We start from the raw sequence: 17,056 nt of genomic DNA on the forward strand, positions 1-17,056 counted from the left end.
CGATGTGTCAACCCGAGACTTCAGGGGGTAACTGGGAGCGACGTAGGTGTTTCAATTCATTACACCACCTCACAAATGAAGTACCCCGCCCCTACTTTTTCCCCTCCCGGCACGCTCCTAAATTGAGCTCCAACACCTGACCATCATCCCGAGGGCAGGTCACTGGAGTAGTCGTCATGCCATTTGTCAGCGTACGCATCACCCGCGACGGCGTTACCCGTGAGCAGAAAGCTCAGGTGATCGCCGAAATCACTGAAACCCTGGAACGCGTCCTCAACAAACGCCCGGACCTGACCCACATCGTGATCGAAGAAGTCGACACCGATAACTGGGGCTACGCCGGCATCACCACCACCGAATACCGCCGACAACTGGCGGAACGGGGTCAGTCATGACCCCGACCGTGACCATCGATTTCGTTTCCGACGTGGTGTGCCCCTGGTGCGCACTCGGGGCGACAGCGCTGGAGCAGGCGATCGGCAATCTGGCCGGCGAGATTTCGGTGGAGCTGACCTACAAGCCCTTCGAACTCAACCCGGACATGCCCGCCGAAGGTGAACCGGCCGTGCAGCACCTGATGCGCAAATACGGCCGCACCGCCGAAGACGTCGCTGCCGGCAAGAAGATGCAGATCGAACGCGGCAAGGCCATCGGTTTCGAGTTCGACCTGGAGAAACGCACGCACTTTCACAACACCTTCGACGCCCATCGCTTGCTGATGTGGGCGGCGCAGGAGGGTCGGCAAGTCGCGCTGAAAAAGATCCTGCTGCGCGCTTACTTCCGCGACGGTGACAACCCCAACGATCACCCGACGCTGATCCGTCTGGCGACCGAAGCGGGGCTGGATGCGGCGAGGGCTCGCAAGGTGCTGGCCAACGACGATTTCGCCAGCGAAGTGCGCCAACTGCAGGCGTTCTACCGGCAGCACGGGATCAACTCGGTGCCCGCGCTGATCCTGAACGGCAAGCACCTGGTGTCCGGTTCGCAATCGGTCGAGTACTACGAACAAATGCTGAAACAACTGGCTATCGCCTGATTCAACACCCACTTATTGATTGAGGATTTCATCATGAGCAACTCGAAAAAAACCGTTGTTATCACCGGTGCTTCCCAAGGTCTGGGCGAAGGCATGGTCAAGGCCTTCCGTGAGCTGGGCTACAACATCGTCGCCACCTCGCGCTCGATCAAGCCGTCGAACGACCCGCAGATCCTGACCATCGCCGGCGACATCGGCGCCCCGGCCACTGCTCAACGCGTGATCAGCGAAGGCGTTGCACGCTTCGGCCGCATCGACACCCTGGTCAACAACGCCGGTATCTTCGTCGCCAAACCGTTCACCGCCTACACCCCGGAAGACTACGCGGCGGTGCTGTCGGTCAACCTCAACGGCTTCTTCTACATCACCCAACTGGCCATCGCCGAGATGGAAAAACAGGGCAAGGGCCACGTGGTCAACATCACCACCAGCCTGGTCGACCATGCCATCGACGGCGTGCCTTCGGTCCTCGCTTCCCTGACCAAGGGCGGCCTCAACGCCGCCACCAAATCCCTGGCCATCGAATACGCCAAACGCGGAATTCGGGTAAATGCGGTATCGCCGGGCATCATCAAGACGCCGATGCACGGCGAGGAAACCCACGCGGCACTGGGTGCGCTGCATCCGGTTGGGCACATGGGCGAGATCGACGACATTGCGCAGGCGGTGGTGTATCTCGATAACGCCAACTTTGTGACCGGTGAGATTCTGCATGTGGATGGCGGGCAGAGCGCTGGGCACTGATTGATCCGGTAACACAAAGCCCTCGCAGCGATGCGAGGGCTTTTTTGTGAGCGGCGGATTACGGATCTGGACTCAACACTTTGACCGCATCATCGACCAGCGCCTTGCTCAACTCCTGCAAATATTGCGAGGCGCAGGCGTGGAGTTCCGGATCGTTGGCGGCAGAAGTATCCGAGGTGAGCAGTTTGGAAATATGAAGCAGGTGGGAGGCGTGGGAGAGGGCGGTGACGACCGGGACGCCGGGGTTGGTGCGGAAGAGTGCGTGGTTGGACTGAAAGGAGAAATGGGTGAGGCCGAGGGTTTTCAGATCGTGGGGGTTGGTCATGGCTTCACCTACCGTTGGCTGGTTGGTGGAAGGGGCAGACTCTGGACGGATCGATGCTAATCATTTGTGAAACTCCCTGTATCAAATGAGCGCTACCACTTCGTTCTCAGGCGAAAGGGTGGCAGCTATGCGCAGGCTGAGAAACCGGAGATACAGGAACCCGGCAGACCCGAAGGTCTCCCACGCACAGCCGCCATTGCACGGAAATGCAGGCACAAAAAAACGCCGGCAAACGTGGGTTGGGGCGCTGGTGCGCCTGCATCTTACGCGGGTTCTCAGGCCCGGTCGCTGAATTGGCAGCGACGGGATTGACGGTAGCGTGGGGGAGGGTTGAGCGCAATCGTGGCCAGGTGGTGGCGAGGAGGACGACATACTCACATGCAACACTTATGTTGCATGGGTAACAAATATGTTGCACGGTCGCTCTGCCGAAATAGCGCGTGATGCGCATAAGCGACATCGAGTTTCAGCGATGCAGCCAGGCCACAAGGGTGAGACTGAGTTTGTACCCCATGAGAGGAAACGTGATGTTCGAATATGCGTTGGAAGTCCACGAGGAGCCGAGCAGTGTCTGGTTGTCCTGCGCAGAAATTCCAGAGATGCACGCCGCTGGCGACACTCTTGAGGAAGCACTCGACGGCGCCATTGATGCGATGGAAACGGCATTGTCGATTTACGTCGATGATCGCCGATTGATTCCGACAGGTGATGCGGGAGAACAGGAAAGTGACGCGGTATTGCGTCTGCCTGCACTGACTGCTGCGAAGGTTTGGCTCTGGAATACGCTTCTGGAGTCTGGGGTCAGCAAAGCTGAACTGGCACGACGCTTGGGTGTACAACGACCCCAGGTAGATCGATTAGTCGATTTCCTGCATCACTCCAAGATCGAGAATGTCGAGCGTGCATTGCAGCAGCTTGGGCGCCGGATTTTGCTCTCGGTTGAGGCTGCCTAGGATTGGAGAAAAGCCCCCGACAGCGATTGCTGTCGGGGGCTTTTCATTTGGCGCGGAAACAACAAAGCCCCTGCATTTCTGCAGGGGCTTCGTTTTGTATGGTGCCGGCACCAGGAATCGAACCCGGGACCTACTGATTACAAGTCAGTTGCTCTACCATCTGAGCTATACCGGCGTGTGGGCGACGATTATAGCGACTCGGGTGCTTCTGTAAACCCCTGAATTCAGACTATTTTTGCGCCCTCTTCGAATCACGCCCGGCGCAGGACGTTGCGCAGTTTTTGTACAGCGCGCCAGGCGCGGCTGTTTTGCATGGCTCGCAGTTCGGCTTCGGCTTGTTCGGCGCGTTGCAGGGCGGTTTCCAGTGCCGGGTTCACCGGGTGGGCGAGGTTGTGGCCTTTGCACAGCTGGAAGTTGTCGAGATTGCACGGTGGCAGGTCGAACGCGGGCTTGAGGTTGATGTGTTCGTTGGCGAGGAAGAAGCTGTTGAGGCCGTCGAACAGGACGTTGGTGTAGCCGGCGTCTGTCACCAGGTGTTCCCAGGTGTGGTCGCGCTCCCATGGGGTTTCGATGAGGATGATCCATGGGCGGAATCGGTTGAAGTCCATGCCGCGCAGGACGGTTTCCTCATGGCCCTCGACGTCGATTTTCAGGAAGTGGATCGGCCGCTCGGCGGCGTGTTCTTCGCAGATTGAAGTCAGTGTGCGTGCATTGACGGTGAGGCTTTGCACGTTCATGCCGAGGTTTTTGCGCTCTTGCGCAACGACCGGGTCAGCGGTGGACAGGCCAGTGTCGGGAATACCGTAAAAGGTCAGTTCGCCCGGCTGGTCGCTGGCCACGCATTGCAGCGTGGTGTCGCGGGGGCGATGCTGGCGGAGTGCGTCGTAGTAGTTCTGCATCGGTTCGACATTGATGCCCTGCCAGCCACGATCGTAAAAGGCCTTGGTGACCGAGTCGTGGATCGGGTCATTGGCGCCGACGTCGATATAAAAACCGTTTTCAAAATACTGCAGGGCGCGCCAGAGGCGAACGTCCTCGAAATTCTGTGCGTAAGAAATGAACGTCACGGTCGCTTCCTGTCGGTCAGATTTTTTCTTGTTCGGGCGTGCGCTACCTGCACGGCGTAGGTCTGTATAACAAGGGCGGTGGGCAGGCGCAATTGCCGGTTGCCGGCGTCCGCGATTCGGCGGTTATGTCCTTTTATTCGAAGGCTTATGCACAACAGGCTTTGTAGAGAACGCGCTTAGGCAGGTTTTTGTGAGCGGGTTCTCATTTGAGTTGCAAATCCCTGTTTTGCCGGTTTTTTCTTTTCGTGAACAAAAAATGACCAAGGCTGTTAATGGCCTGAAACAGCCGTGGATATTGGATCCACGACAATTCCATCAACAGAGTTATCCACAGGATGTGAAGGATTAATCGCGTTCTGCCAGCAACAGGAAATTGCGCGGTGTGAGCGGCGCCTCGCAGAAGGTGCCGAGACGTACGACGTATCCTTGTTCGGTGAGGAAAAGTGCCCGATCCAGATTCAGCCAAAGCTCCAGCGGCCGTCGGAACAGTCCGCGCAGCAATTCCAGGTTGCGAACTTCGGCCAATCGCTGCCAACCAGCGGCTTCCAGTGCTACCCAATCTGGCGCGCCAACTGTGGATAACTCTTTCAACGCTGCCAGATCGCGGCAGTAATCGGCGAACGGTTTGTCCAGCCAGGCGCTCGGCAGGGACGGCGTCGGCAAGTACTCGTCGACGCCACGCACTTGCCGTTGCAATAGATCAAAGGCCAGTCGGCGGGCCATGGAGGCGTCACGCTGACGTCGGACGCGGGCACCAGCCGTGACGGTTTCGCTCATAGGCAGGGACAGATCTTCCAGCGAGAGCTGCAGGGCTGATCGCGAACCGGCGCAAGATAGCGCCTGATACTCCGTGTGACTGATCCGGTTGTAGCAACACGGGGCGATGGCCAATTGTCGGCAACCAGCCGCCGAACCCAGTTGCATCAACCGCACGTGCAAGTCACCGCATGCGTGCAGAGCGACGGGCGTGTGCTCGGCGCTCAGCAACAATGCGGTGTTCGCCGCAAGCACATCCTGCTCGACATGCAGCGCATGCAAATGATGACGCTGACTCAATGCCTGACCGCTGGCGACCAGCGCCGGGTCATATTCCAGGCATGTGAGTTGCTGACCAGCACCGAGCAGACGCCGGCCCAAGTGGCCTTTGCCCGAACACCAATCCAGCCAGTGCTTCGGTTGCGCGGCAAACGACAAGCGACTGGCGAACGCCTCGATCTGCTGCCATTTGCGCCCCGGCACATCGATATTCAGGCGATGTCCGGCGGCTTCCAGCGTATGCGCAGGCAAATCACCCACCGAACTCAGCTCAAGCGACAACGTTGCCAATGAAGCAAACGGCTCCGGCGAATCTATAAGTTCGGCAGGTTGGTTGTGGGCGTTTTCCGCATCTTCCAGCGATCGCCTGCGTAGCCACGAGGCCAGTTCCGGGTAGGACGCTTCCCAAGGCAGTTGCAGATGAGTGAACGGGCGGGGTTTCCACAGCGCCTGATGCGCTGTGAGAAATGTATCCAGTGCCGTGAAACGGGCGAGCAGATCCTCGCCCATCAGCACGTCAGAAGAATCAGCGCCCCTGGCACGCATCGACGCGCAGCCAGCGTTCAAGCAGCTTGAAGCCGCGAACCAGCACGTAGGCCATCACCAGGTAGAACACACCGGCAGCGAAGAAGATCTCCACCGGCAAGTAAGTGCGGGCAATGATCGTGCGCGCCATGCCGGTCAGTTCCAGCAGAGTCACGGTGCTGGCCAGGGCGCTGGCCTTGAGCATCAGGATTACTTCGTTGCTGTAGGCCGGCAGACCGATGCGCGCGGCACGCGGCAGGATGATGTAGAACAGTGCTTTCGGCCGTGACATGCCCAGTGCCCGTGCCGCTTCGATCTCGCCCGGCGGAATCGCCTGGATCGCGCCGCGCAGGATCTCGGCGATGTACGCTGCGGTGTGCAGGGTCATGGTCGCAGTGGCGCACCAGAACGGGTCGCGCAGGTATGGCCACATCGAGCTGTTACGCACCGCATCGAACTGCGCCAGGCCGTAGTAGACCAGGAACAGTTGAACCAGCAACGGCGTGCCACGGAAAAAGAAGATGTAGGCGTAGGGCAAAGCGCGCACGTACCACAGCTTCGAAGAACGGGCGATACCCAGCGGAATTGCCAGCAGCAAACCGGCGATCACGGCGATGGCCACCAGTTCCAGGGTCAGCGTCGCGCCCTGAGCCAGTTTCGGCAGCCATTTGATGATGACTTCCCAATTCATTGAGCGCTCCTCGCGAAGCCGCGTGCGGCGCGTTTTTCCAGCAGATGCATGCCGATCATCGCCAGCACGGTCAGGCACAGGTACATGAGCGCCGCCACCATATAAAAGGTGAATGGCTGCTTGGACACGGTCACGCCGATCTGCGCGTGACGCATGATTTCTTCCAGGCCAATGACCGACACCAGCGCGGTGTCCTTCATCAGGATCATGAAAAGGTTACCCAGGCCGGGCAGGGCGATGCGCCACATCTGCGGCATGATCAGTTTGGTGAAGATCCGCCATTTCGACAGGCCCAGGGCCACGCCGGCCTCACGGTGGCCTTTGGGAATGGCGAGGATCGCGCCACGAAACACTTCTGTGGCGTAGGCGCCGAAGCACAGGCCCAGCGCAATGACGCCGGCGGCAAAGGCGCTGAGTTCCAGTTCGGGATTGCCGAGGAACTCACCGAGCGCGCGCATCGCGTTGACCGTACCGAAGTAGATCAACAGCACCCAGAGCAATTCCGGGACACCGCGCACCAGGGTCGAATAGGTTCCGCCAAGCCACTGCAACGGCTTGTACGGGGAAGTCTTGGCCAAGGCGCCGAGCAGACCGAGCACCAGCCCCAGGCACAGGGCCGAGAGTGCCAGTTTGACGGTCATCAGCGCACCGGCGAAGAGCGCCGGGCCGAATCCGTGGAGGTCGATAATCATGGATTTCTTTTCAAATCGCGGCAGGCAAGGCCGGGGATCGGCGCCGCCATGTGACGGTGCCGATCCGGCAGGTCAGGATCAGTAGATGCTGAACGGGAAGTACTTGTCGTTGATCTTCTTGTAGGTACCGTCGGCGACGATTTCCTTCAGCGCGGCGTTCAGCTTCTCGCGGATCGGGTCGCCTTTACGTACAGCGATACCGATCTTGTCGCTTTCTTCCACCGGGTCGCCTTTGAATTCGTAGGCTTTGCCAGCGTCGCTTTTCAGCCATTCGTAGTTGACGTATTTGTCGGCGAGGATGCCGTCCAGACGACCGGAGGTCAGGTCGAGGTAGGCGTTTTCCTGGGTGTCGTAGAGTTTCACTTCGACGCCCGGCATGTTGTCTTCCATGTACGTACCGGCGAGGGTCGCGCGTTGGGCACCGATCACTTTGCCTTTCAGGGAGTCCTTGTCGGTCTTGAACTCTTTATCCTTCGGCGCGATGAATTGCAGCTTGTTGGAGTAGTACGGGTCGGTGAAGTCCACCGCTTGCTTGCGCTCGTCGGTGATCGACATCGAGGAAATCAGGAAGTCGAACTTCTTGGCGTTCAGGGCCGGGATGATGCCGTCCCAGTCCGAGGTGACTACGGAGCATTCAACTTTCATCTTGGCGCACAGGGCGTCGCCGATGTCTTTATCGAAGCCGACGACGTTGCCGCTGGCGTCTTTGTTGTTGAACGGCGGGTAAGCCGCTTCGATGCCCATCTTCAGGGTCTCGGCCATGGCACCGGCGCTGAACGCGAGAGTGACGGCGGCGGCCAGGAAGACCTTTTTGTAGTTCTGCATGCGGGTAGCTCCGTTAGCGGTTGCTGGACATGAATTGTTTGCAGCGCGCCGAAAGCGGGTTCTCGAACACCTGCTGTGGCGATCCTTGCTCTTCGACCAGGCCCTGGTGGAGGAACACCACTTCGCTGGAGACCTGACGGGCGAATCCCATTTCATGGGTCACGAGCAGCATGGTGCGGCCTTCTTCGGCCAGTGCGCGGATGACATTAAGTACTTCCTGGACCATTTCCGGGTCAAGGGCGGAGGTGGGTTCGTCGAACAGGATCACCTTGGGCTGCATCGCCAGTGTGCGGGCAATCGCCGCGCGCTGTTGCTGGCCGCCGGACAGTTGCGCCGGGTAGGCGTGGCGCTTGTCGGCGATGCCGACCTTGGCCAGCAGCGCTTCGGCGACTTCGATGGCTTCGGCCTTGCTCTGGCCGAGCACGCGGCGCGGGGCTTCGATGATGTTGTCGAGCACGCTCATGTGCGGCCATAGATTAAAGTTTTGAAATACAAAACCAATCTCGGAGCGCAGGCGATTGATCTGTTTGCCGTCGGCGGCAACCAGTTCGCCATTCTTGGCGGCCTTGAGCTTGAGTTCTTCGCCGGCGACCAGGATCTGGCCCTGGTGCGGGTTTTCCAACAGGTTGATGCAACGCAGGAACGTGGACTTGCCGGAACCGGAGGAACCGAGGATCGAGATCACATCGCCGTCGCGGGCGGTCAGCGAGATGCCTTTGAGCACCTCAAGCTGTCCGTAGCGTTTGTGCAAGTTGCGGATTTCAAGCGCGGGCGTGGCCTCAGCCATGTGCGTTCCTCATATATGTTGCGCTCCTGCTGTTGGTTGGCCTTCCTGGCGAGGCGGCCAAGCTAGCATAGCGTTTCAATGGCAGCCAACAGCGCTACGAGCGGTAAACGGATGGCGTGTGGCAGGTTGTCGCATCGGCGCAGCAGACTGTCGCCCCATCAACAACCGAACGGGTGTTTGAACGTGGATTCCCGTGGGTGTCGCGTAAAAAAAGGCGCGATGTTGCCACCTTTGGCGGGGTGTTGGAAGCGCTAACCGGCCGAACGTTCCTCATTCGCCCTTTTATTGTGCATCCCGTACTTTTTCAGTGTGTTTCTGGTGCGCTGATTCGTTTGAAAAGTGGGTCGCAGGGTAACGCTTTGGCGAAAGGCCATTATTCTCAATGACTTGCGATGACTGTCCGGTCGCGCTGAAAACCGCAGGCCAGAAGACTTTGAAACATTTTGGCGCAATTATTGCGTGCAGAATTCGGAACGCCCCGTTGGATTCTTTTTACGAGAAGGAACGCCAGACGGGCCGGACGCCATCGCTTTCCTCGCAAAGGTAGTTTCAATGAGCAGTACCCAAAGCTCCAATGGCCTCGAACAGGGGCTCAAACCGCGTCATGTGACCATGCTGTCGATCGCCGGGGTGATCGGTGCAGGTCTGTTCGTAGGCTCCGGCCATGCCATCGCCGCCGCCGGTCCCGCTGTTCTGCTGGCTTACGCCGCTGCTGGCGCGCTGGTTGTGCTGGTCATGCGCATGCTTGGCGAGATGGCTGTCGCCTCGCCTGACACTGGCTCGTTCTCGACTTACGCCGACCGTGCCATCGGTCATTGGGCCGGTTTCACCATCGGCTGGCTGTACTGGTGGTTCTGGGTTCTGGTGATTCCGCTGGAGGCCAACGCCGCCGCAACCATCCTGCACGCCTGGTTTCCGAGTGTGGAAATCTGGGCATTCGCGCTGATCATCACCATGCTGCTGACCGTGACCAACCTGTTCAGCGTGAAAAACTACGGTGAGTTCGAATTCTGGTTCGCCCTGCTCAAAGTCGTGGCGATCATTGGTTTCATCATTCTCGGCGTCGCGGCCATTTTCGGCTTCCTTCCGAACAGCCAGGTCAGCGGCGTTTCGCACATCTTCGACACCCAGGGCTTCCTGCCGAACGGCATGGGCGCGGTGCTGGGCGCGATCCTGACCACCATGTTCTCCTTCATGGGTACCGAGATCGTGACCATCGCGGCCGCGGAATCGAAGAACCCTGGCAAACAGATTTCCAAGGCCACCAACTCGGTGATCTGGCGGATCGGTCTGTTCTACCTCGTATCGATCTTCATCGTCGTGGCGCTGGTGCCATGGAACGATCCTGCACTGGCCAGCCTCGGTTCCTACCAGACCGTGCTTGAGCGCATGGGCATCCCGAATGCCAAGATGATCGTCGACATCGTGGTACTGGTCGCTGTGACCAGCTGCCTGAACTCGGCGCTGTACACCTCTTCGCGCATGCTGTTCTCCCTCGGCAAACGGGGCGATGCTCCAGCCATGTCGACCCGCACCAACAAGAGCGGCACCCCCTACTGGGCGGTGATGCTGTCCACCGGCGCGGCGTTCCTGTGCACCTTCGCCAACTACGTGGCCCCGGCAGCGGTGTTCGAGTTCCTGCTGGCCAGCTCCGGCGCCATCGCACTGCTGGTGTATCTGGTGATCGCGATTTCGCAACTGCGCATGCGTAAACAACGCGTGGCTCGCGGCGAGAAAATCGTCTTCAGCATGTGGCTGTTCCCGGGCCTGACCTACGCGGTGATCGTATTCATCGTGGCGGCCCTGACCATCATGCTGTTCCAGGAAGCCCACCGCGTGGAAATCCTCGCGACCGGCCTGCTGAGCCTGGTGGTTGTCGCGACCGGCCTGCTCGTGGCACGTCGTCGCAAGGCAGAAAACCGTGGTGCGGTGGTGTTGAACTGATCCGTATCGCGTCATGCAAAACGGCCGCTGTCAGCGATGACAAGCGGCCGTTTTTGTTAGCCGGCGAGGTTTATTCGCTCTTTTCTTCCTGCGCTTCGAGCGACTGGCCGTAGGTGTCCAGTGCCTTCCCGAAATCGGTGATGAACTGCGGCTCGCTCAGCCAGGCCTGGGCGGTCTCGCGATCCATTCCGTCGGCCCACATGCGGTAGTCGATCAGCATGTCGGCGGCCAGGTGAGTGGCGGCCATGCCTTCGTCGTCAGCATTTTCCATGTCCAGCAGTTCAGGATGGTCGACGATGATGAACGCCAGCTCCCGCAGCAGGGTCAGCAGCATTTCGTCGCGGCTGACGGCTTCGGCGTCGCGCATTTTGCTGAACATCGCCAGGGTGTATTCCGGGATCGGCTCCGCCAGGTGACCGTGGTCATCGTCCAGGGCCAGAGGTTTGCGGCCGACCATGCGGATCTGCTTGGCTTTGGCCTTGGCGCGTTTGGCGCGTTTCTGCTGCTTGTTCAGGGATGCCATGGGAACTCAGTTTTTCTGTTGGGTTTGTGCGGCGATCGCGTCGGACGCGGCCACATAGTCTTTCTGGAATTCAGGCGACTCGATCCAGGCCAGGGCGCCGGCTTCGTCGGTTTCGGTGGACCACTGGCGGTACTCGATCAGGGCGGCGAGGATGAAATCCATCGCGCCTTCTTCGCCTTCCTGCTCGTACACCAGCTCCAGCAACGGGTCTTCGAGGAATGCGGTGCACATGGCCTGCTGGCTGATCTTCTCGGCGTCGATCATTTTCTTGAACAGTTCGGTCAGGTCCACCGATTCGAAATCGATGCGGTCGTCGTTCGGGTCCAGCTCGACCGGTGCTTCGGCACGCTTGGTGCGGTTCTGCCTGGCTTTGGTCTTGGCTCGGGCGGCGCGTTTTTGCTGCTTGTTGGCGGAAGCCATGGTGTGTGTTCCGTGGTGCGTTAAAGGGCTTGGCTGCGTGGGATTTTGCGCCCCGGGGTGTCGGAGGCCAGTTCGCCGGTCTGCAGCCAGGTCAGAGCGATGGGCCATAGTGTGGCTTGGTATGCGCTGCGAAAAAAGGCGAAATGTCCGACTTGCTGTTCACCGATGTCCTGCGGCTCGATTCGCAGGTGGGTCCTTTGCGCGTTGTGAAAGTAAGCGAGCAGACGTTCGATGGCGGCAATCGTGCCGTAGGGATCGTCGCTGATGCTGATTGCCAGGGCTTTGGCCCGGACGTTGGCGAAGGGCAAGTCGGTCATCGTTCTGCCGCTCGGGCGCCGCTCATAACGTGCGTCCGGCGTGCTCCAGTCGCGCACCACGCCGGCGGGGGTGTCTTCCAGCCAGCCAAGTCGTTTGCCCGGAAAGTAGCCACAAAACAGCGTGACCAGTGGCATCAGCAGATGCCATTTGCCGAACATCCGCCAGCGGTGCTCGGGCGCGTAATCGCGCCAGTAAGCGAATTGCGCGCCGACCGTCACCAGTCGCCGGATTATCTTCCCGGACGCCCCCAGGCCTGCTGCGCAGCCACCGAAGCTGTGCCCGACCACATCGATCGGCTGCCCGGGGAACTCCCGCTGCGCGCGTTTGAGCATCGCCTCGAAATCCAGCGCGCCCCAATCCGTCCATGAAGCCTGCAAATGCCTCATCGATTTCGGTCGTGATTCACCAATGCCCCGGTAGTCGTAAATGATCACGTCGAAGCCGTTGGCGAAAAGGTACGCCGCGAAGCGCGAATAGTGACGGCAGCGCACGGACGTGGCGGCGTTGATGATTACCACTGGGCGTTGTGGGTCTGGTGAGGCGTGACGCCAGGTGAAACCGCCGAGCAGATAACCGTCGGCGGCAGGTTCCTGAAAGGGGGCGTCCTGAACATCGCTTGCGAGTGTGGTTCTGTTCCGGGCAGCTTCCAGTGCGTGCGTGTCTTGAAAACCCATGGCTCTCGACCTTCGCGGAGTAGCTGCCAACGATAGTCCCAGCTGGCTCGGTGAACAATCCGTCGGCGATCAATCAGCCGTCTGATCGCTCAAGCGCTCTTCCAGCAGCGTGTGTTCCCGATTCAACTCCGCTCTTAACTCCTCTTCGCTCGGCAGCACCAGTTTGTAGCTGCTGGCGAACAGTTGTTCATTACCCTTGAGGATCGTGTAGCGCGCCACCGATTCATTTTGTTGGGCACAGAGAATGATCCCCACCGTTGGCCCGTCGCCCTCGCTACGTTTGAGGTCGTCGTACATGCGGATGTACATGTCCATCTGGCCTACGTCCCGAGCACTGAGTTTGCCGCGCTTCAGATCGAGGATGACGAAGCATTTGAGCAGGTAGTTGTAGAACACCAGGTCAATGTAAAAATCATCGTCACCAGCGCTGATGCGTTGCTGGCGACCGACAAAAGCGAAGCCTTTGCCCAGCTCAAGGAGAAATCCCTGGAGCTGGTCGATCAAGGCTTGCTCCAGTTCGGATTCCTGAAGCTTGCCCGGTGATGGCAGGCCGAGAAATTCCAGCAGGACCGGGTCGCGGATGAATTCCCGGGGATTGCTTTTCATCGCGGCAATGTTGGTTGCGGCCTCTGCATAGACGTCGGTTTTGTCTCGACTCATCAACAGACGTTCGTAGTAGAGGGTGTTGATCAGGCGATCGAGGGCACGGCTTGACCAGTTTTGCGCAGCGGCTTCGTTCATGTACCACTGCCGGGCGGGTTCGCTTTCGACCTGCAATATCCTGCGGTAATGGGTCCAGCTCAATTCGAGACGCAGTGCGTCTCGAATTGGAAAGAGCTGATAAAACTGCCGCATTTTTCGAAGATTGGTAACGTCGAAGCCTTTCCCAAAGTCTGCAGTCAGCTCCTTCGCCAGCGTAGCCAGAAGCTGTTTTCCGTACCCCGCACGCCGGGCTCCCTGTTGCTCGAACTCGACAATGTGTCGCCCGATCTGCCAGCAGGTCTGGACTTGAATTGTGTCGACCGTTCGCAGCACTTTCTGCCGGGCCTCGCGTATCAGGTCGCCCAGCAGCGACTCAAGTTTTGAATCTTGTGGTTCAGCCGTTTCCAGTTGGCTCATCAGGTCTTCCGGCTCGGGGTGAACAGAAGCAAGAGCATGCCAATTGTTCAGGGCCTGGGGATGCCGGCCGTGTCTGATGCCACTGAAGGAAGAGTGGGCGGGTTTTGCGAGATCAGGCTGACGGAGTCCGCGAACGAGGAGTACGGCGTGTAGTCCTTTTCGTATCAACCGCAACTCCCAATCGTTCTAAAACCCACCCCGCAAGACAAAATCTAAAAAGAGGTAACGATTGGGTTCCGCGAGAGCCCGGGAGTCGTCCTCATGAAACGTGTTCTTTCATTCGTGCTGCCCGTTGCCGCTGCTGCGGTGCTGCTGTTTCCGGTCATGGCGCAGGCTGCGAGTCTGGAGCCGATCGACAGCTCCGCTGTGCAGGCTCAGCAGCAAGAACAAAACGGCGTTTGCTATCTGGCTGGCGGGATTGGCGAAGATGAGTCGAAAGCCATTCAGCAATCCGCGGGCTACAACCTGCACATGACGTTCGCCGTCGGCATGCAAAACCAATACACCGCCGATGTCGACGTGATGATCCAGAAAGCTCCGGGCCAGACCGTGCTGACGCTGAATCAGACCGGGCCATTGGTCTACGTGCAGTTGCCGCCCGGCAAATACACGGTCGTGGCGACCCGCAATGGTGAAACACGCCGGGATGCGGCCGAAATAGGCGGCGGTGCTGCGCGCAATCTGGTCTTTCACTGGAATGACGCCGGATAGCGATGGGTGTATCCGTGAAACAAGGCGCGGGTACAATCCCGCGCCTTATACGTTGTGAACCAAGGAAGCGTTGGCTTGAAAGGGATTTTGCGGATGGGCTTCGTAGTGGGCCTTGTGTTTTTGTTGGCGGGCTGCGGAATGTTTATCGGACGTTTGAATGACGGTTTGTCTGACGCCCGGTATTACCGGGGGGTTGATGGCAACCTTCATCTGCTGGGCGTGCGTGGCGGGGGGAGCGATGGCATGCCGGCAGCGATAATTTGTTACATGATGATTGTCTGTCCGGTCATTACCGTCGTATCCCTGCCAGTGGATGCAGCTTTGGACACCGTTCTGCTTCCTGTCGATTACATCAATACGCTTTAGATTTTCCCTGTGCGATGCTGGCGTTTCGGCGTGTGCAAGAGGAGGGCGCTTGGCAGTAGATCGAGGCGCCGCGTCGAACTGCAACCGGGATCGAAGTTTGGACGCGCCGATCAGCGCCGACCGGTTGATCAAAAGGCTGCCAGGTTGTGAATGACTGCAACTCGCAGTGGATTGGTCTCATCGCTCAGAAGTTTGATCGCCAGTGCGCAGCAGACCACGATCAGCATGGGCTTGATCAAACGCGGGCCGACCCGGACGGCGGCTCTTGCACCTAGTTGTGCGCCAAGGAAGGCCGCCAGAGCCATGGCAATCGCGATCGGCCAGATGATGACGCCTTTGGTGATGAAGACTGATAGCGAACCTAGATTGCAGGAGGCGTTTGCTAGTTTGGTGAAGCTCATTGCCCGCATCATTCCAAGTCCGCAGAGCAGAACGAAACCGACGATAAAAAACGAGCCTACGCCGGGACCAAAGATGCCGTCGTAGAAGCCCAAGATCGGCGCAACAGTGAACGAGAACAGCAGAATGCCCATTCTCTTGCGTCGATCCTCATTGGCCAGTTTCGGCGAGAGTGCAAAGTAAATCGCCACCAGAATAAGCATGATGGGCACGCACACTTCCAGATAACGCTTGTCGATGGAGCTGACCAACAGAGCACCGCTGGCTCCACCCAGAAACGCGCAGATAACCAGAAAGCGTCCTTCGCGCCACTCAATCATTCCTTTGCGAGCAAAAGTGACGGTTGCCGAAATAGTGGCCGAGGCAGCCTGGAACTTGTTTGTGGCAATCGCGCTGATCGGGTCTACGCCGGCCAGAAACAGGGCAGGCAATGTAATCAAACCGCCGCCGCCGGCAATCGCATCAAAGAATCCAGCGCAAAAAGCAACAAGCGCCAACGTGCCGATTATGTCCCAGGACATTGCTTACCCTTTTCATGATTTATTTATTGTTGGATCGCGAGATGCTCAGCGGCCTGTGTGTATGGAAATCATCCCTGTAGCAGTAATGGATCCTCTGAAATGACGATTGGAGACGCAAATTTGGAAAGTCCGAAAATGCGCACCAGCACTCGTCTGTTGTCTTTGATGACGTCTCGACAGTGCAATGCTCGGGCGTTGTTGATGATCATGGCCGACTCCTGAGTCAGCACATAATCTGTCGTAGTCGACTCACTCACCGCTTGGCATAGGGCTGAGTACGCCTTTTTTACGGTTGGCGAAACGTTACTGCCTGTCGAGAAACGATAAGAATTGAACCGCGCTGCGAAACCTGCTCGGTCGTCAAACTCAAGGATCGAGACGTTACTCCCGTCCTCTCCTTTGCCACTGACAAACGAGTCGCTACGGGTGAACTGAAAGTTGTTTGTGGTCAGCGCAAGGCAATTGGTTATGCCGATCCTTTCTAATACGGGAGGAAGCGGAATGACGCGTGTGGGTTCACGGGAAGGGTTCCAGAGGGCGGAAAGTATGAGTGAGGACGGCGAAGGCGAATGGCCATTTTTTGCATTTACGGCGCACCAGTATGGCGCCTCGGTGTGTGGCCCAAGTGCAAGACCGGAGTGTGAGCTCAGTTCTTTGTATTCGGGCTCGCCCTCAATTGTTGTAAGCCCGCCACCCTTGAAGTTGGCTACTAGTCGGACCAGTTTTCCATCATTGTCCATGTCATAGGCGAACGCAGTGTTATCAACCAGTTTCAACAGTATCTGGTTGCGTGCAGCTAGGCAGAGCACGTCATGGCGACCTTCCAAGGACGCGAGGTCGGGTAATTCATGAGGTGGGCCTGAGTCGACAATCTTTTGTAGGCCTTCGAAGATCAATACGGAATGCAGACAGTCAGAATACGCATCAAGAAGTGCGCATTGATGCTCGGAAAATGCAGATCTCAACTGAGCAGCTGCCGAAGAGGCGATGAGGCAGGCTCCTGGCGCCTGTGGTCCGCCAATATTGGCCAACTCCATCGTGAATTGCTGAAGCAGGTTTGATTGCTGTCGTTCAAAGTTGAAAATTCTTGTTTCTCGTCCGATGCAAGGCTCAGCGATTGCGATGTTGGGGTTGATGGCGTCGATCATCGGATACGTCCCTGTTGTGTATCTGGTTTTGGCTAGCAACTCAGGGCGCGATTCTGCTCAATCCCGGGATGAATGTATGTCGGCCATTTCCGCTGAGGCTTACGGAGCGTTCCGGTCTATTTGAAAGATTTTGAGATTTATCGATCACCCATACCTGTGGAGTTCAGTCTGCATCCCTCAGGGTGCGACAGATGATCGTGATGTGTTGAGAGGGGAGTAGCAGGGGATTGGCA

General features: G+C 58.3%; 20 protein-coding genes and 1 tRNA gene. 7 read left to right on the forward strand and 14 right to left on the reverse strand.

The features are described from left to right. The first annotated feature begins 176 nt into the window (after positions 1 to 176). The 3 genes from CAF79_RS12625 to CAF79_RS12635 are packed head-to-tail and all read left to right on the forward strand — an operon-like array spanning position 177 to position 1,780. A complete protein-coding gene (locus CAF79_RS12625) occupies positions 177 to 395 on the forward strand; it encodes a 4-oxalocrotonate tautomerase family protein (RefSeq protein WP_007952610.1) in 219 nt (72 codons plus the stop codon). Further along, positions 392 to 1,036, forward strand: a complete 645-nt coding sequence (locus CAF79_RS12630) for a DsbA family oxidoreductase (RefSeq protein WP_085698036.1) — start codon at positions 392 to 394, stop codon at positions 1,034 to 1,036. The genes CAF79_RS12625 and CAF79_RS12630 overlap by 4 nt, the downstream gene beginning before the upstream one ends. 33 nt (positions 1,037 to 1,069) lie before the next feature. Further along, positions 1,070 to 1,780, forward strand: a complete 711-nt coding sequence (locus tag CAF79_RS12635; protein WP_085698037.1) for an SDR family NAD(P)-dependent oxidoreductase — start codon at positions 1,070 to 1,072, stop codon at positions 1,778 to 1,780. A gap of 58 nt (positions 1,781 to 1,838) precedes the next feature. Here CAF79_RS12635 and CAF79_RS12640 read toward each other — a convergent pair whose 3' ends face one another. Then, on the reverse strand, positions 1,839 to 2,105 hold the full coding sequence (locus tag CAF79_RS12640) for a DUF3077 domain-containing protein (protein ID WP_085698038.1): 267 nt from the start codon (positions 2,103 to 2,105) through the stop codon (positions 1,839 to 1,841). Between the two features lie 527 nt (positions 2,106 to 2,632). Between CAF79_RS12640 and CAF79_RS12645 the strand changes: the two genes are divergently transcribed. Next, the gene (locus CAF79_RS12645; protein WP_085698039.1) at positions 2,633 to 3,058 is read left to right on the forward strand and encodes a type II toxin-antitoxin system HicB family antitoxin; all 426 of its coding nucleotides are present in this window, start codon (positions 2,633 to 2,635) and stop codon (positions 3,056 to 3,058) included. A 99-nt stretch (positions 3,059 to 3,157) separates the two neighbouring features. Here CAF79_RS12645 and CAF79_RS12650 read toward each other — a convergent pair. The 7 genes from CAF79_RS12650 to CAF79_RS12680 form a co-directional block, all read right to left on the reverse strand. Then, positions 3,158 to 3,233 (reverse strand) — tRNA-Thr (locus CAF79_RS12650). A 76-nt stretch (positions 3,234 to 3,309) separates the two neighbouring features. After that, entirely contained in the window at positions 3,310 to 4,125 is an 816-nt protein-coding gene (locus CAF79_RS12655; RefSeq protein WP_085698040.1) for an FkbM family methyltransferase, read from the reverse strand. A gap of 345 nt (positions 4,126 to 4,470) precedes the next feature. Continuing rightward, positions 4,471 to 5,706: a methyltransferase gene (locus tag CAF79_RS12660; protein WP_085698041.1), complete on the reverse strand. Its 1,236-nt coding sequence runs from the start codon at positions 5,704 to 5,706 to the stop codon at positions 4,471 to 4,473. Further along, complete coding sequence (locus CAF79_RS12665; RefSeq protein ID WP_007952568.1) at positions 5,687 to 6,376, reverse strand: ABC transporter permease; 690 nt, start codon at positions 6,374 to 6,376, stop codon at positions 5,687 to 5,689. The genes CAF79_RS12660 and CAF79_RS12665 overlap by 20 nt, the downstream gene beginning before the upstream one ends. After that, positions 6,373 to 7,068, reverse strand: coding sequence for an ABC transporter permease (locus CAF79_RS12670; RefSeq protein WP_085698042.1), 696 nt, complete (start codon positions 7,066 to 7,068; stop codon positions 6,373 to 6,375). The genes CAF79_RS12665 and CAF79_RS12670 overlap by 4 nt, the downstream gene beginning before the upstream one ends. A 78-nt stretch (positions 7,069 to 7,146) precedes the next feature. Further along, positions 7,147 to 7,893 carry an ABC transporter substrate-binding protein gene (locus tag CAF79_RS12675; RefSeq protein ID WP_085684088.1) on the reverse strand — a complete coding sequence of 249 codons (747 nt, stop codon included), beginning with the start codon at positions 7,891 to 7,893 and terminating at the stop codon, positions 7,147 to 7,149. A 13-nt stretch (positions 7,894 to 7,906) separates the two neighbouring features. Beyond that, complete coding sequence (locus tag CAF79_RS12680; protein ID WP_007897462.1) at positions 7,907 to 8,680, reverse strand: ABC transporter ATP-binding protein; 774 nt, start codon at positions 8,678 to 8,680, stop codon at positions 7,907 to 7,909. 552 nt (positions 8,681 to 9,232) lie between these two features. On the opposite strand from CAF79_RS12680, the gene gabP reads away from it, so the two are divergent. After that, entirely contained in the window at positions 9,233 to 10,624 is a 1,392-nt protein-coding gene (gabP, locus tag CAF79_RS12685; protein WP_085698043.1) for a GABA permease, read from the forward strand. Positions 10,625 to 10,694: 70 nt separating this feature from the next. Here the strand turns inward: gabP and CAF79_RS12690 are convergent, their stop codons facing one another. The 4 genes from CAF79_RS12690 to CAF79_RS12705 form a co-directional block, all read right to left on the reverse strand. Next, positions 10,695 to 11,147: a hypothetical protein gene (locus CAF79_RS12690; RefSeq protein WP_085698044.1), complete on the reverse strand. Its 453-nt coding sequence runs from the start codon at positions 11,145 to 11,147 to the stop codon at positions 10,695 to 10,697. A 6-nt stretch (positions 11,148 to 11,153) separates the two neighbouring features. Further along, a complete protein-coding gene (locus CAF79_RS12695; protein WP_085698045.1) occupies positions 11,154 to 11,567 on the reverse strand; it encodes a hypothetical protein in 414 nt (137 codons plus the stop codon). Positions 11,568 to 11,587: 20 nt separating this feature from the next. Continuing rightward, a complete protein-coding gene (locus CAF79_RS12700) occupies positions 11,588 to 12,559 on the reverse strand; it encodes an alpha/beta fold hydrolase (protein WP_085698046.1) in 972 nt (323 codons plus the stop codon). Between the two features lie 69 nt (positions 12,560 to 12,628). Beyond that, the gene (locus tag CAF79_RS12705; protein ID WP_085698047.1) at positions 12,629 to 13,678 is read right to left on the reverse strand and encodes a YhcG family protein; all 1,050 of its coding nucleotides are present in this window, start codon (positions 13,676 to 13,678) and stop codon (positions 12,629 to 12,631) included. A 261-nt stretch (positions 13,679 to 13,939) separates the two neighbouring features. Here CAF79_RS12705 and CAF79_RS12710 point away from each other — a divergent pair, with 261 nt between their 5' ends. Together CAF79_RS12710 and CAF79_RS12715 are read left to right on the forward strand one after the other, a co-directional pair. Further along, positions 13,940 to 14,389 carry a hypothetical protein gene (locus CAF79_RS12710; protein WP_085698048.1) on the forward strand — a complete coding sequence of 150 codons (450 nt, stop codon included), beginning with the start codon at positions 13,940 to 13,942 and terminating at the stop codon, positions 14,387 to 14,389. 75 nt (positions 14,390 to 14,464) lie between these two features. Next, a complete protein-coding gene (locus CAF79_RS12715) occupies positions 14,465 to 14,755 on the forward strand; it encodes a YceK/YidQ family lipoprotein (protein WP_085698049.1) in 291 nt (96 codons plus the stop codon). Positions 14,756 to 14,883: 128 nt separating this feature from the next. Here the strand turns inward: CAF79_RS12715 and CAF79_RS12720 are convergent, their stop codons facing one another. Together CAF79_RS12720 and CAF79_RS12725 are read right to left on the reverse strand one after the other, a co-directional pair. After that, a complete protein-coding gene (locus CAF79_RS12720; protein ID WP_085698050.1) occupies positions 14,884 to 15,675 on the reverse strand; it encodes a TSUP family transporter in 792 nt (263 codons plus the stop codon). 68 nt (positions 15,676 to 15,743) lie between these two features. Further along, a complete protein-coding gene (locus CAF79_RS12725; protein ID WP_085698051.1) occupies positions 15,744 to 16,823 on the reverse strand; it encodes a hypothetical protein in 1,080 nt (359 codons plus the stop codon). Positions 16,824 to 17,056 lie beyond the last annotated feature (233 nt).

Source organism: Pseudomonas sp. B26(2017) (genome assembly GCF_002113045.1).
Lineage (GTDB): Bacteria > Pseudomonadota > Gammaproteobacteria > Pseudomonadales > Pseudomonadaceae > Aquipseudomonas.